Here is a 13,281-nt window from a genome sequence, read left to right as displayed (position 1 = left end):
ACCGGACCGCAGGTTATCCGGAAAACGCGTCCGAGTCGTTTCGCGGATCAAAGCCCCTGTTTCCCGGATTTTTCCCAATCCTTGAGGAATGCGTCCAAACCGATATCGGTCAGCGGATGGCGTACCAGCTTCCCCATGACCGCGTAAGGCAGGGTGACGATATCCGCGCCGATCAGCGCGGCATCCACAACCTGGCGCGGCTGGCGGATGCTGGCCACGATGACTTCGGTCTCGAAGGCATAATGTCCGAACATCTCGACGATCTGTTCGACAAGAAACATGCCCTGCTCGGAAATGTCGTCCAGGCGGCCGATGAACGGGCTGACATAGCGGGAGCCGGCCTTGGCCGCAAGAAGAGCCTGTGCCGGGGAAAAGACCAGCGTCATGTTGACGGCCAACCCCTCCTCCGAGAGTTTACGCGCGGCCTTGAGGCCTTCGATTCCCACGGGGATCTTGATGACGACATTAGGAGCCAGCGCGGCCAGTTTGCGTCCTTCCGCGACCATGGACTCCGCTTCCGTCGAGACACATTCCAGGCTGACGGGACCGGGAACGATCCGGCAGATCTCGGCGGCGATTTCCTGGAAGGGCCGGTCTTCCCTGGCCATAAGCGACGGATTCGTCGTGACTCCGTCCAGGATGCCCCAAGACGCGATCTCCCGAATCTCTTTGAGACTGGCCGTGTCAAGAAAAAACTTCATGAATCCTCCAAATTACCGGGTATTCGCGATGACATCATTCGATAATGTCCCGATGCCTTCGATGCGGATGTCCACCCTGTCGCCGGGAACCATGGGGCCGACGCCGGCGGGAGTTCCGGTGGCCACGACGTCGCCGGGATGGAGGGTCATGATCCGCGAAATGAACGACACCAGAAAAGCCGGCGAAAAAATGAGTTGGCGGCCGTGTCCCGACTGTTTCAGCCGGCCGTTCAGAAAAGTTTTGATTTCGGCTTCAGCCGGGTCGAAATCCGTCCGGATACAGGGACCGAGAGCGGCGAACGTGTCGAAGGACTTGCCCCGGGTGAATTGACCGTCCTTTTTCTGAAGATCCCGGGCCGTGACATCATTGAAACAGGAAAAGCCTAAAACAGCGGACATGGCTTCCTCTTCTCTCAAATGGGACGCCGTTTTACCCATGACCATTGCCAATTCCCCTTCATAATCGACGCGTTGCGACATCTCCGGATAGACAATCGAATCGAAAGGGCCGATCAGAGCGGACGGCGGCTTGAGAAAGAGCAGGGGTTCTTCGGGAATCGGCCGCGACATTTCCGCGGCGTGATCCCGGTAATTGGCCCCGACACAGACGATTTTTGTCGGATGGACCGGAGGGAGCAGTTTGACCTCTCCAATGGGAATCGGATCGGCGTCAAGGGTGAAGTCGGAAAAAATCGATCCCTTGACGGGAAACAGGTGCTCTTCCCGCAAAACGCCCATGCGGATTTCCGTATCTCGGCGAAACCGATAGATCTTCATCGCGGCCCATCCTTGTCGCTTTCCACGGCGAGTTCCGTTCGGGGACTCGTGTTGCCGGCGTTGTCGACGGCCGCTACGGCATACACATAGGCCCGGCCCGGCTTGACCTCTTCGTCCATGAAAACGGCTTGGGGGATCGGATCGGAGGTCAGAAGCCGGAAATCGGTTTCTTTTGCCGCCCTTCTCCAGACCCGGTATCCCTTGAGGTCTTTTTCCCGATTGGGACGCCAACTGATGGAGATGAATCCCCGTCCCGAAACCGAAGTCAGACCCTCCGGCGCCGCCGGAGGGAAAACATCCTCAGGGATCAACTCAAGAATTTCGGAATCGTCGCTTTCGAGAAAGCGCTGGGGAACTTGAGGAACGGGCAGGACGGCCCGCACGATATACCGGACGGGACGCCCGAAAACGGGAGGCCCGTCGCCGTATTGAAGGGCGGACGCCGGTTTATCCGTCAAACGTCGCCAAACACCGGCCTCGTCCATTTTATAGACATTGTAGCCCGAAACATTGACCGGTTTTTTGCCGCCGATCGTGGATTCGGAAACCTGCCACGTGATTTCGACCCGATCCTCGAAAACCTTCGCGGCCGGTTTTCGCGGCGGCAAAGGCAGATCGCGGGCTTCGAAAGGGAGGGGTTTGGAAAATGCGGAAGGTCGTCGTCTTTGGTCACGGGCCCGCAACGCATAGGCTTTGGCGGGGGCCCCGATTTCTCCCTCGCCGAGAGGGCGGACATAACGATACACAGGGACTTCTTGACCGGGGCTTTCCGGCCGCTTCAGATTTTCCATGTCCTCTGCGGAAAGACGTTTTTCCAACCGGCCCCGCTTGGACATCTCACGCGGGGACGGCGGATCCGACGCCGTTTCCTCCCCCGCAGGCGGCTCCCAAACCCAGATTTCCATCTCCTCGACGGGACCGAGCGGATTTCCGTCAACATAACTTTGCGGATTCGTCCATTCGATCATCAATTGCGCCCCCTGTTGATAAATCCGGATGTTCTCCGGGGCTTGAGGCACCCGGGAAACGGGCGGAAGAAGCGGCCCCTTTTTTCCACAGGCGCCCAAGACAAGGGCAAGGCCGAGAAGGATGGGCAGGGCGGGACGACGCGTCATGATCATCAGAGAATGAAGCGTTTCAGATCCTGATCGGTGAGGATGTCTTTCAGTTGATCGCGGACGTAATCCCGCGTGATGGGGATGTCCCGCTCTCCGATTTCCGGAGCGGCGAAGGAGATCTCCTCCATGACTTTCTCGAGAATGGTGTGGAGACGCCGGGCGCCGATGTTTTCCGTATCCGCATTGACCGCAACGGCCGTGTCGGCGATCTCCTCGATCGATTCCGGGGAAAAACGGACGCGGACGCCTTCCGTGGCCATCAGGGCTTCGTACTGCTTGATGAGGGCGTTTTCGGGTTCCGTCAGAATGCGCAGAAAATCACCCTTCTCCAAAGACCGCAATTCCACGCGGATCGGGAATCGGCCTTGAAGTTCGGGGATGAGATCGGACGGCTTCGAAACATGGAAGGCCCCGGCGCCGATAAACAGAATATGATCGGTGCGAACCAGGCCGTATCGGGTGTTGACCGTCGTTCCTTCAATGATCGGCAGAAGATCCCTCTGGACGCCTTCCCGGCTCACCTCGGGGCCGTGGCCGCTTTCCCGTCCGGCGATCTTGTCCACCTCGTCGAGAAAAATGATCCCGGAATGCTCCACCCTTTCGACGGCCAGACGGGCGACCTGGTCCATGTCAACGAGCCGGCGTTCCTCATCCTCAAGAATGATTTCGCGCGCCTCCTGGATGCGAACCTTGCGTTTTTTGGTCTTGCCCCCGAAGATGCCGGGAAGCATATCCTGGATCTGGACGCCGATTTCCTCGACGCCCGATCCCGAAAACACCTCGAAGGACGGCGAGGCTTTCTCCCGGACATCGACTTCGACAAACCGTTGATCCAGAAGTCCGGCCCGGAGCTGCTGTCTCAGTTTCTCCCGTGTTTCCTGATATCCCTTGAGATCCTCGTCCTGGGCAACAGCGTCCCGCCTCCGAGGAGGCGGCAGCAGAAGATCGAGGATTTTTTCTTCCGCAAGACCTTCGGCCTTGGCTCGGACTTCCTCGATCTTTTCCATCTTGACCATGTCCACGGCCATGCGGACAAGATCGCGGATCATGGATTCGACATCCCTCCCGACGTAGCCCACCTCGGTGAATTTGCTGGCCTCGATCTTGAGAAAGGGCGAAGCCGTGAGCTTGGCCAGCCTTCGGGATATCTCGGTTTTCCCGACTCCGGTCGGGCCGATCATGAGGATATTCTTCGGCGCAATTTCATCGGCCATCTCCGGAGGGAGGCGGCGCCTTCGGTATCGGTTCCGAAGGGCGACGGCCACGGCCTTCTTGGCCGCATTCTGGCCGATGATGTATTTGTCCAGTTCGGCGACGATTTCGCGGGGTGTGAGTTCGATCCCCCGCGGATCGTTCGTGCCGCTCTCAGTGGTTTCCTGCAAGACAAAGGCCATCAGAGTTCCTCGACGGTGATGTCTTGATTGGTATACACACAGATCTCCGCACTGATCCGAAGCGCCTCCAGAGCGATATCGCGGGCCCCAAGTTCGGTATGCCGGATCAGAGCCCGGGCGGCGGCCAGAGCGTAGGGCCCTCCCGACCCGATGGCCACAATGCCGTCGTCGGGCTCGACGACATCCCCCGTCCCCGATATCAGAAAGGCGCTTTCCCGGTCGGCCACAATGAGCAGGGCGTCGAGTTGACGGAGGGATTTGTCCAAACGCCAATCCTTGGCCAACTCGATGGCCGCCCGGGAGAGGTTCCCCCGATGCTCTTCGAGTTTTTTTTCGAAGCGGGCAAAGAGGGCAAAGGCGTCCGACGTGGCCCCGGCGAATCCGGCCAGGACATCGCCCTTGTGCAGACGGCGGACCTTGCGGGCTGTTTTCTTGAGGATCGTTTGCCCCAGAGAAACCTGTCCGTCCCCGGCCAGAGCCGTACGGCCTTTATGCCGGACGCAAATCACGGTGGTGGATCGAATCATTGTGATTATTATGATAGCCGACAGCCCTCCGCAAGTAAAGGGCGCCGGCCCTTTCTCATCGGAAGGAATATGATAGAATGATGATATCGGATCGAAGGAGTTTCCATATGTCCTCAATGACGCTGGTCGTGATGGCCGCCGGCATCGGCAGCCGTTACGGCGGACTCAAACAGGTCGATCCCGTCGGACCGTCGGGGGAAATCGTCATCGATTATTCCGTCTTCGACGCATTGAAAGCGGGTTTCGACAAGGTCGTCTTCATCATCCGCAAGGACATCGAGGCGGTCTTCAGGGAAAAAATCGGGAGAAACGTCGAAAAACGCGTCGACACGGCTTATGTGTTCCAGTCGCTGGATCAGCTGCCGCCCGGCTTTGAAATCCCGGCCGGCCGGGTCAAACCCTGGGGCACCGCCCAGGCTATTCTTGCCGCCCGGGATGAAGTTCCGGGCCCCTTCGCCGCCGTGAACGCCGACGATTTTTACGGACGAACGGCCTTTTCGACTCTGGCCGCCTACATGAAAACACCGAAGCCGGCCGGACCGAAGGCCGAATACGCCATGATCGGCTACATCCTGGACAACACCCTTTCCGATCACGGCCATGTCGCCCGGGGGATCTGCGAAGCCGACCCGGACGGTTGTCTCATGTCCATCGCCGAGCGTCTCCGGGTCCAACGTTTTCCGGAAGGTCCCCGATACGCGGAATCGGGCGAGGATTGGATCGCTCTGGATCCGGATTGCCTGGTTTCGATGAACATGTGGGGATTCACGCCCGACCTCTTTCGGGAACTGGAAATCCGTTTTCCTCTTTTTCTTGAATCCCGGGGCGCAGCCTCCCTCAAGGCGGAATTCCTGATCCCGGAAGTCGTGGGGGATCTCGTCCGGGAAGGCCAAGCCCGGGTCAAAATCCTGCCCACCCGGGAGAAATGGTTCGGCGTGACCTATCCTGAAGACATGCCGTTCGTTCGCCGGGCCGTCCGCCGTCTCGTCGACGAGGGGCTCTACCCGGAAAAGCTTTGGGCCCAAACCTGAATCCGTCCCGGCCGCTGTTTTCGGCAACCAAACAGGGTGTTTTTGCGTAGATTATTGTGACAATTGACAACAGGAGCCGCCGGATATAGGCTCTGGAGATATCGAGGGATTAACCATCATGATATGCCGGTTTTGCAGTTTTGAAAACGCCGAAAATGCGCGTTTTTGCGGCCATTGCGGCCGGGAGCTTCCGGAAACGGGAAAATCCCGTCTTTCCATAACACGCACCCTCCAGACACCGACAAAAGGCCTGACCCGGGGGGCAACCCTGGCGGGGCGTTACGAAATCATTGAACCCATCGGCCGGGGCGGAATGGGATCGGTCTACAAGGTTTTCGACACCCGGATCCAGGACACGATCGCCCTCAAGCTCCTGAAACCCGAAATCGCTCAGGATGAAGAAACCGTGACCCGGTTCCGCGACGAACTCAAACTGGCCCGGACGATCTCCCATCGCTATGTCGGCCGGATGTTCGACATCGGCGAGGAGGGTTTCTCCATCTACATCACCATGGAATTCGTTGCGGGCGAGGATCTCAAGAGCTTCATCCGGCGTTCCGGTCATCTGACGGAGTCCAAGGCCGTCGACCTGGCCCGCCGGATCGCCGAAGGGATGGCCGAAGCCCACCGCCTGGGCGTGATCCACCGCGACTTGAAACCTCAAAACATCATGATCGACCGGGAAGGCAATCCCCGCATTATGGACTTCGGCATCGCCCGTTCCGTTCACACCAAGAGCCGGACCGGAACGGGCGTCATCATCGGGACGCCGGAATACATGTCCCCTGAACAGGCGGACGGCAAGGACGCCGACGCCCGCTCGGACATTTATTCCCTGGGCATCATCCTCTATGAAATGGCGACCGGACATGTCCCCTTCGATGGAGAAACCCCTCTCAGCATCGCGATCAAACACAAAAGCGAGCCGCCTCAGAATCCCCGGGAACTGAACTCCCAGGTTTCCGAGTCCTTGAGCCGTATCATCATGAAATGCCTTGAGAAGGACAGGACCCGCAGGTATGCAAACGCCGAAGATCTTCTAGAAGATCTTGAAGCCGCGGCTCAGGGGGTCGCCCCCCGATTCCGACCCCTATCCGGGAAAACCGCAACGACACGGGAGTATACGATCCGGCTCACGCCAAGAAAACTCCTGATCCCGGTCCTGGCTGCCGGCGCCGTGATTGTGATTCTCGCCGCCGTCCTTTTTTTCCGCCCCAAAGCCATGCTTGTCGAGAAGCCGGGCCCGGGCATCCGGGAGCCGCGGCCGCCCGCCTCCGACCGATTTTCGCCACGACAACCCGGCGGATCAAAAAAAGCCGAGGACCACAGCCCAACCGTTGTCCGCGCAGGCCGAGCTTTCCAGGCCCTGGCTCCCTTTCTCAGTGATGCCACAAAATTGAGCGGGAAAGACCGTGGGGATTTCGAGAAGAATATCGGAGAAATCCGAAAAAATCTTCCCGACGATCCGGATATTCTCTCTCTCTGGAAGGATATCGAATCCCAACTGCTGGAGGGCATCAAAAAACACGATGCGGGCGATCTTGCGGGTTTCCGGAGAAACGCCACGCGGGGTGAATCCCAGATGCAAAAGCTCCTGACGCTTGTCAGCGACAGGGAGGGCGCGGATCGGAGCCGCATCCAGATGAAAGAGGCCAGAGAAAAGGCCCGGCCTCTTATGGAAAGACGGGGATTGAATCTTCTTTTCTGGATCGCTTCCGAAAAGGAGAAAGACGCGGCCGAGGCTTATCAAAAAGGCGATTTTTCCGGAGCGCGGACTTTATACGGCATCCTCGCCCGGGTTTACAGCCTCAGTCTCGAGGGAGGGGATGAGGAGGCCTGTCTTGGGGCTTTGCGAAAGATGGTCGCAGATTCGCGGACCGCAGCCCGCGACGCCGGAGCTCCGGAGAAAGACGCCTGGCTGTTCAACCGAGCCGAAGAGGAAGAACACAGAGCCCTGGCCATGGCCCGCGACAATTTCTACGCCGAGGCCGCGGAATTCAACATCCTGGCGGCGTTTCTCTACGAAAAAGCCCGCGATGTGGCCCTGGAAAGCGCTCAGACCTCGGAGTCATGAATACCGGCGGGCTGGTCGACAGGGAGTTTTGGGAAAATCGGCACCGTGCCGAAAGCCGGGGAGAAATTTATCCCCGACCCTTTTGGAATCTCCTGGACCATGATCTCGACCGGATTTTCCGTCGGCACCTCAGCGGCTGGAAGGGGCGAAGCCTGTTCGAAGCCGGATGCGGCGCTTCGGTCTGGCTTCCCTACTTCGCCGGGGAATTCGGCCTCCGTGTCAGCGGCATGGACTATTCACGGACGGGGCTGGAGATCAGCCGGCGGATTCTCGAGAAAAACAAAGTTCGCGGACGTCTGATTGAGGGTGATTTTCTGACCGAATCCCCATCCTTGTCGGGTTCTTTCGACTGCGTTTTTTCTCTCGGCGTCGTCGAGCATTTCGAAAACCCGCTGCCGGTTTTGAAAACGCTCTGCGGTTTTCTCAAACCGGAGGGATTGATCATCACCTGGATCCCGAACCTCTCCGGCCTGATTCTCCGCCTCAGCCACGTTTTGAATAAAGAGATGAAGGATTTCTATGGGGATCTCGATGCGGGAACACTCCGGAGATTCCACGAAAGACTCGGCTGCGAGATTCTTGAAGCCCGTCCCATCCAGTTTCTCGATCTCATGCTTGTCAATCTGAACAGGATTCCGGCGATTCCACGGAAAATCCTGGCCCTCGTTTTCCGGGCAACCGGATTGGTCGGGATATTTCTGAGCGAATCCCTGGGACTGGACATCCGGTCCAAGGCCTTATGCGCCGGATTTGTCGTCGTCGCCCGAAAACCGGGGGAATCTACTCATCCTTGACGGCCACAACAGTAAAGATGGAGCCGAGCCGTCTCAAGCCGGGCAGCCGGGATGCTGCGTTCTGCCAAGCCTGTAGAAACCGGAAAGCGTTTCCGCCGGACAGCCAGACGGAGGGGAGAAACGAAGATCCCATGAATCCGGACATCTCCGCCTCCCGGATTCTGAATCCCGCCGCGCGCAGGCGCCGGGCGATCGAAAAAACCGTGAAGGTCAACTCCTGACCGTAGTCGACGGGCTCGCCGGTCTCGGGGTCATGAAACCGCGTGTGTGTCGAGGGCCGGACCGATCCCCGGATCCGCACCGACCGCAGCCAGGCCAGGGGATTCAGGTTGTTGGGATCGGAAATGATGAGTTTCCCCCCGGGTCGCAGTTTTTCGTAAGCCAGACGGAGAAATTTCTCCTCCGGATAGATGTGGGAGACGGCCTCCATGGCCCAAATCAGCGAGAACGGTTCGGATTTCTCAAGAAATCTGAGGATATTGGCATTGCGAAACCGCACCCTGAGAGGAAAACGGCAAACCGAAGCAAAGTACGGAATCCGGGAAAGGGCGAGAGCGGTCCTTTCCGGAACAAGTTCAATGCCCGTGACATTGTGGCCGAACAGGGAAAAAAACAGACTCTCTGTTCCGTACCCGCTGCCGGCATCCAGAATCTCCAGGGGCGGCTCGGACCGGATCAGTTCATGGATCACGGGATCCAATCTTCGGCCGTAGCCGAAAACGCCGGTCGGGATCGGCCGGCCTTCGGCGTCCAACAGGTTCCCGTAATAGGACTTGAGGGATACGACATCGAGCCCGCGATCTTTTCGAAAAGACACCTCGCCCTGAAGAAGAGAACAAAATTCTTCAACAATCCTTTCATGGGACAGGCCGCACCGAGTCCCGAATTGTTCCTTCAGAACGGCCGCCGGAGAAGACCGCATGTCAGACGGTCCTCCGCCGCGGGATCAGAAGATCATTGAGGATTTTCAGGATGTCTCTCTCCGCTTCAATCCTGTTGAATGTATTGGGCGGACAGGAGGCGCATTTTCCGCGGAACAGCACCTTGTCCCTCATTTCGAGATTCTCCTTTCCGTAGTAGAGAGATGATGCGGAAGCCTCGAGACAATTCCCGAGGGACGGACTGTCCTTGCAGTAGAACAGGGAGCCGTCCGATCCCAGAATCAAACCAGCCATCCGGTAATGACAGGAAAGAGCTCTGGGCCGGCCGTGTTCAATCATATCGGCAAGATGCCGGTAACGCAAGGCATGCTGGAGAAAGCGTTTCTTCGATCGTCCCAGAGTTCTGAGGAAACGGACCAGGGCCTCGCGGTCCGGGACGTCGACCAGGACATTGTCCGCCAGATTCGTATTGTGAAAGCGGTTTCGAACCTCGCCGAGAGTGAAATTGACGGGGATGTTTTCCCTTTCGCCCCACTCGAGAATCTCCGGCAGCCGGGAGATGTTCAGACGCGAAATGACGCAATTTGCGGAAAGATGAAAGCCTGCGGTTATTCTGAGACGCTTGAGTTCCGCAAAGGTCTTCATGACTCGATGGAACGTGCCGGGCCGGCCGGCGATGTCATCGCAAAGACGACCCATGGCGTGAAAAGATACGGACACGGAAAAGGACACGTTTGCCGGCCGCAACAACGAGTTCATCCGCTTCACGTTTTGGATGGTCCGCTCGTGGGGAAGGCCGTTGGTGTTCAACGTCAGGATTTCCAGCCGGGGGAAACTTCTCAGGCAAAGATCGACAATTTCCGGGAGATCCGCCCTCAAGTTGGGTTCCCCGCCGTTGATATTGACGAATTCCAGACGGTGGAAAAGAGGGTCGGAAAAGATCCTTTTCATGTCGTCCAGGGAAAGGTCCTCTCCGGTATCCTGTTGAAACGCCTCAGTCCAGATTCCGCAAATCCGGCATCTTAAATTGCATTTTTTCGTGACATACAAACACATGGCCCGGGGGGAAGGCGAGGCTTCTCCCATCAAGCGGACGGCGGCGCTCCGAAGACAGCGGAGGGCAAACTGCGGAAGGCGGGACAACGTCCCGGTCATTCCCGAACCTTCGACGTCACGGTCCGAAATTTGGATCCGGGATCGATGGGGAGGTTCTCCCGGAGGAGAATGTGAACCCTCAAATTCCCTTCCGTCAATGTGCGGAGATTGTCCAGAATCAGCCGTTCGGATTCGGGATCGAAGGCGGCGCCCGGCTCGATTTCCAGGACGAGACAATCCCGGCTTTCCTGAGTCAGCTTCCAACGGTTGATTCCGGGAACCGGGTCAATGGCATGGTAGACGGGATGGGGCGAGAGTTTCCGCCCGTTTTCAAGGGTGATGAAATCGTCGATCCGGCCTTCGATCATTTCAATCAGAGGAAAACGGCGCCCGCAGACCGGGCGGCGGGAGGCAAGCGTGACCATGTCGTTTTGACGATATCGGATGAACGGCATGGCAAAAGAATGAAGGTTGGTGACGACGACTTCGCCGCTTTCTCCCGGGGCGACGGGTCTTCCGTTTTTCAGGACTTCCACAACGAGCATATCCGCGCTGATGTGGTAACCCCGGCAAACACGGCATTCCCAGGCAATGCAACCGGCTTCGTCCGAACCATAAATGTCGATGATTGTGCCGCCCAAACGCTCCTCCAGAAAGTTTCTTGAGAGGGAGTCCAGGACCGCGGAACTATGGAAGATCAGCTTCGGCCGAACCCCGGCATGGCCGTTTCGCCCCATGTGATCGGCCAGCACCTTTAAGGTCATGACATAGCCCAGAAGGACCTGGGGCTGCCAAATGCGGAGAGCCTCGATCCAGCAGGACGGCGGGGACCAAGTCGAGATCTCGCATCTTCTCCAGAGACCCAGGAATTCATACCAGGACCGGCCGGACTTCACATTCCTGGATCCCATGAACGCCGCCGCCTTGTGCCAGGGCTTCATTCCGGAGTTAAGAAAAACACGAATCCAGGCCAGGTTTTTCAACATCGAGTCGCGCCGGTCGAAAAAGGACCGGAGAGGCACTCCCGTCGCTCCACTGGTCGAAAACTGCTCGCAACGCCTTCTGTCCATGGACGCCGAGGTGACATCTTCGACGGCTCGATCCCGCAGATCCTCTTTCGAAACCAGGGGAAACCGTCCGAGATCCTCCATCGTCTTGAACTCATAAGGATCCGCGCCGGCCGCCTGAAACCGCGATCGGTAAAAAGGCACGGTTTCGAAAGCGTGAATCAGCAGCCGTCTCGTCTTGGCCACACGGATTCTATTGAGGGCTTCAGGGCTTTTCCATTGATTCCTCATCAGGGAAGCCAGAAGAAACCCTGCGGCCGGAGAGCCTGCCATGGGCTATCTCCTCTCTGGAAAATCGCTGCGAAGCATTCCCGACCGGGCTAATGATACAAAGCTTTGGCAACGGATCTCAGCCCGAGGATTTTCATGATCCTGTAGAAAAAATTGGGCACATGATAGTCAAGCGGAAACCTAAAAAACCTGTGTCGCCATCTCCAGCGGGCCAGGAATCGCAGTCCCTTGGCGAAGACGGGCAACCTTAGAGCACTCAATTCTTTACGAAAAGCCAGGATGCGATAATAACCGACGTATCGGGCCCTGCGGTCCGCGGAGGGGACGGACGGCATGCGATGGCCCCAGCCGACCGCCCAGTCTTCCGATCTTTGCGGAGGGCGGAACCCTCCGGCCACCGCCTCTTCGTAGAGAGCCGTTCCCGGCCAAGGGCAATAGAGGCTCGGCCCATTGACGACAACATCCCCGCCCCCGGCTTCGAGCTCATCCATCAGATCAAAGGTGGCACGCATGTCCTTCCAGGTTTCTCCGGGAATTCCGGCCATGAAATTCAGCAGGGCCCGGATTCCATGTCTGAGGCAAAGGTCCACCGAACTCCGGATGTCTTCGACACGAATGTCCTTTTTCATAAGATCGAGAACACGCTGCGATCCGGACTCGGCACCGATCCTCAATTCCACGCAACCCGTCTCTTTGAGTTCCCTCATGAATCCGTCGCCCCAGCGAGAGATATCGCTCGCCCTTAGGGACGAGCTCCACGGCAAACGGATCCCGTGAAGTATTTCCAGGGCCCTGTTTTTGTCTGTAAAAAGGTTGTCGTCCTCAAAAACCACGGCGGTAATTCCATAGCGGGTCTTCCATTGTTCAAGATCGGCAATCACTTTTTGGGCGGAATGGGCTCGAAATGTTCTCTTGTGCACAAACTGATTGTAACAATAGGCACACCGCCAGGGACATCCGCGGCTTGTCAGATACGGCACCAGACGTTCTCCGGGGAGCCGGGAGCCGAAGTCGCTCAGAAAAAACTTCCTGCTGTAGAAATACCTCTCGGCCGGAAGGAGATGCCAGGCGGGACTGTAGGAATCCAGCTCCCGGATGAAAGGGCCGGGAGAATTCATGATGATCCGCCCCTTCTCTCTCAAGGCGATTCCGGGAATCCGTTCAAATCGTTCATTTCCGTGCGATCCGCCCGTAAAAGACTTCGCCAGGGCGACAACAGTCTCCTCGCCTTCCCCGAGAACGGCGATATCCACGCAGGATGAGGCCAGTGTCTGTTCAGGAAGCATTGTGGGGTGGATGCCCCCCCAGACAACAGGGATGTCGATTTTTTTCTTGATTTCCTCGGAGATACGAAGAGAGGGAATCAGGGAGGGGCCCGTAATCGTCGAAATGCCGACGAACAGGGGCCTTTCTGCGGAGATGTGGCCAAGAATTCGATTCAGCGATTCCGGGTTTCCTTTTTCGTGAATCAGGCGGACTGAAAAACCCGCATTTTCCAGAGCGGAGGCGAGATAGAGGATCCCAAATGGAGGGGCCGTCATGTAAGGATCGTCGCCGGCCTCCAACTTCAGAAGGAAAACGTCCGACATGG

12 protein-coding genes are annotated in these 13,281 nt (G+C 57.7%); 3 read left to right on the top strand and 9 right to left on the bottom strand.

The features are described from left to right. Window positions 1-47: 47 nt before the first annotated feature. The 5 genes from fsa to hslV are packed head-to-tail and all read right to left on the bottom strand — an operon-like array spanning window position 48 to window position 4,517. Entirely contained in the window at window positions 48-701 is a 654-nt protein-coding gene (gene fsa / locus SCM96_07500) for a fructose-6-phosphate aldolase (protein MDW7760467.1), read from the bottom strand. A 12-nt stretch (window positions 702-713) separates the two neighbouring features. After that, a complete protein-coding gene (locus SCM96_07495; GenBank protein MDW7760466.1) occupies window positions 714-1,478 on the bottom strand; it encodes a fumarylacetoacetate hydrolase family protein in 765 nt (254 codons plus the stop codon). Next, a complete protein-coding gene (locus tag SCM96_07490) occupies window positions 1,475-2,593 on the bottom strand; it encodes a fibronectin type III domain-containing protein (protein MDW7760465.1) in 1,119 nt (372 codons plus the stop codon). Before SCM96_07490 ends, SCM96_07495 begins: the two co-directional genes overlap by 4 nt. Before the next feature lie 5 nt (window positions 2,594-2,598). Next, complete coding sequence (gene hslU, locus SCM96_07485) at window positions 2,599-3,990, bottom strand: ATP-dependent protease ATPase subunit HslU (protein ID MDW7760464.1); 1,392 nt, start codon at window positions 3,988-3,990, stop codon at window positions 2,599-2,601. After that, window positions 3,990-4,517, bottom strand: a complete 528-nt coding sequence (gene hslV / locus SCM96_07480) for an ATP-dependent protease subunit HslV (protein ID MDW7760463.1) — start codon at window positions 4,515-4,517, stop codon at window positions 3,990-3,992. Before hslV ends, hslU begins: the two co-directional genes overlap by 1 nt. 107 nt (window positions 4,518-4,624) lie before the next feature. Between hslV and SCM96_07475 the strand changes: the two genes are divergently transcribed. From SCM96_07475 to SCM96_07465, 3 genes are all read left to right on the top strand, one after another. Next, window positions 4,625-5,548, top strand: coding sequence for a sugar phosphate nucleotidyltransferase (locus SCM96_07475; GenBank protein ID MDW7760462.1), 924 nt, complete (start codon window positions 4,625-4,627; stop codon window positions 5,546-5,548). Window positions 5,549-5,666: 118 nt separating this feature from the next. Further along, entirely contained in the window at window positions 5,667-7,622 is a 1,956-nt protein-coding gene (locus SCM96_07470) for a protein kinase (protein MDW7760461.1), read from the top strand. Beyond that, window positions 7,619-8,416, top strand: a complete 798-nt coding sequence (locus SCM96_07465) for a methyltransferase domain-containing protein (protein MDW7760460.1) — start codon at window positions 7,619-7,621, stop codon at window positions 8,414-8,416. Before SCM96_07470 ends, SCM96_07465 begins: the two co-directional genes overlap by 4 nt. Here SCM96_07465 and SCM96_07460 read toward each other — a convergent pair. Genes SCM96_07460 through SCM96_07445 form a run of 4 tightly spaced genes read right to left on the bottom strand, consistent with a single transcriptional unit; the run spans window position 8,403 to window position 13,279 of the window. Then, entirely contained in the window at window positions 8,403-9,338 is a 936-nt protein-coding gene (locus SCM96_07460; GenBank protein ID MDW7760459.1) for a class I SAM-dependent methyltransferase, read from the bottom strand. The genes SCM96_07465 and SCM96_07460 overlap by 14 nt on opposite strands. A gap of 1 nt (window position 9,339) precedes the next feature. Then, window positions 9,340-10,452: a radical SAM protein gene (locus tag SCM96_07455; protein ID MDW7760458.1), complete on the bottom strand. Its 1,113-nt coding sequence runs from the start codon at window positions 10,450-10,452 to the stop codon at window positions 9,340-9,342. Next, window positions 10,449-11,732: a hypothetical protein gene (locus SCM96_07450; protein MDW7760457.1), complete on the bottom strand. Its 1,284-nt coding sequence runs from the start codon at window positions 11,730-11,732 to the stop codon at window positions 10,449-10,451. Before SCM96_07450 ends, SCM96_07455 begins: the two co-directional genes overlap by 4 nt. A 47-nt stretch (window positions 11,733-11,779) precedes the next feature. Beyond that, window positions 11,780-13,279 (bottom strand): radical SAM protein, encoded by a 1,500-nt coding sequence (locus SCM96_07445; protein ID MDW7760456.1) that lies wholly within the window; start codon window positions 13,277-13,279, stop codon window positions 11,780-11,782. Between the last annotated feature and the right edge of the window lie 2 nt (window positions 13,280-13,281).

The sequence above is a fragment of the Acidobacteriota bacterium genome (assembly GCA_033549365.1).
Classification (GTDB): domain Bacteria; phylum Acidobacteriota; class Aminicenantia; order Aminicenantales; family Saccharicenantaceae; genus JAWSUF01.
The sequence above is the reverse complement of the archived record's forward strand: the minus strand, read 5'-3'. Positions and strand labels throughout refer to the sequence as shown.

Coding starts and splice junctions, on each gene's coding strand:
- fsa (MDW7760467.1), bottom strand. CDS start 701: ATGAAGTTTTTTCTTGACACGGCCAGTCTCAAAGAGATTCGGGAGATC.
- SCM96_07495 (MDW7760466.1), bottom strand. CDS start 1,478: ATGAAGATCTATCGGTTTCGCCGAGATACGGAAATCCGCATGGGCGTT.
- SCM96_07490 (MDW7760465.1), bottom strand. CDS start 2,593: ATGACGCGTCGTCCCGCCCTGCCCATCCTTCTCGGCCTTGCCCTTGTC.
- hslU (MDW7760464.1), bottom strand. CDS start 3,990: ATGGCCTTTGTCTTGCAGGAAACCACTGAGAGCGGCACGAACGATCCG.
- hslV (MDW7760463.1), bottom strand. CDS start 4,517: ATGATTCGATCCACCACCGTGATTTGCGTCCGGCATAAAGGCCGTACG.
- SCM96_07475 (MDW7760462.1), top strand. CDS start 4,625: ATGTCCTCAATGACGCTGGTCGTGATGGCCGCCGGCATCGGCAGCCGT.
- SCM96_07470 (MDW7760461.1), top strand. CDS start 5,667: ATGATATGCCGGTTTTGCAGTTTTGAAAACGCCGAAAATGCGCGTTTT.
- SCM96_07465 (MDW7760460.1), top strand. CDS start 7,619: ATGAATACCGGCGGGCTGGTCGACAGGGAGTTTTGGGAAAATCGGCAC.
- SCM96_07460 (MDW7760459.1), bottom strand. CDS start 9,338: ATGCGGTCTTCTCCGGCGGCCGTTCTGAAGGAACAATTCGGGACTCGG.
- SCM96_07455 (MDW7760458.1), bottom strand. CDS start 10,452: ATGACCGGGACGTTGTCCCGCCTTCCGCAGTTTGCCCTCCGCTGTCTT.
- SCM96_07450 (MDW7760457.1), bottom strand. CDS start 11,732: ATGGCAGGCTCTCCGGCCGCAGGGTTTCTTCTGGCTTCCCTGATGAGG.
- SCM96_07445 (MDW7760456.1), bottom strand. CDS start 13,279: ATGTCGGACGTTTTCCTTCTGAAGTTGGAGGCCGGCGACGATCCTTAC.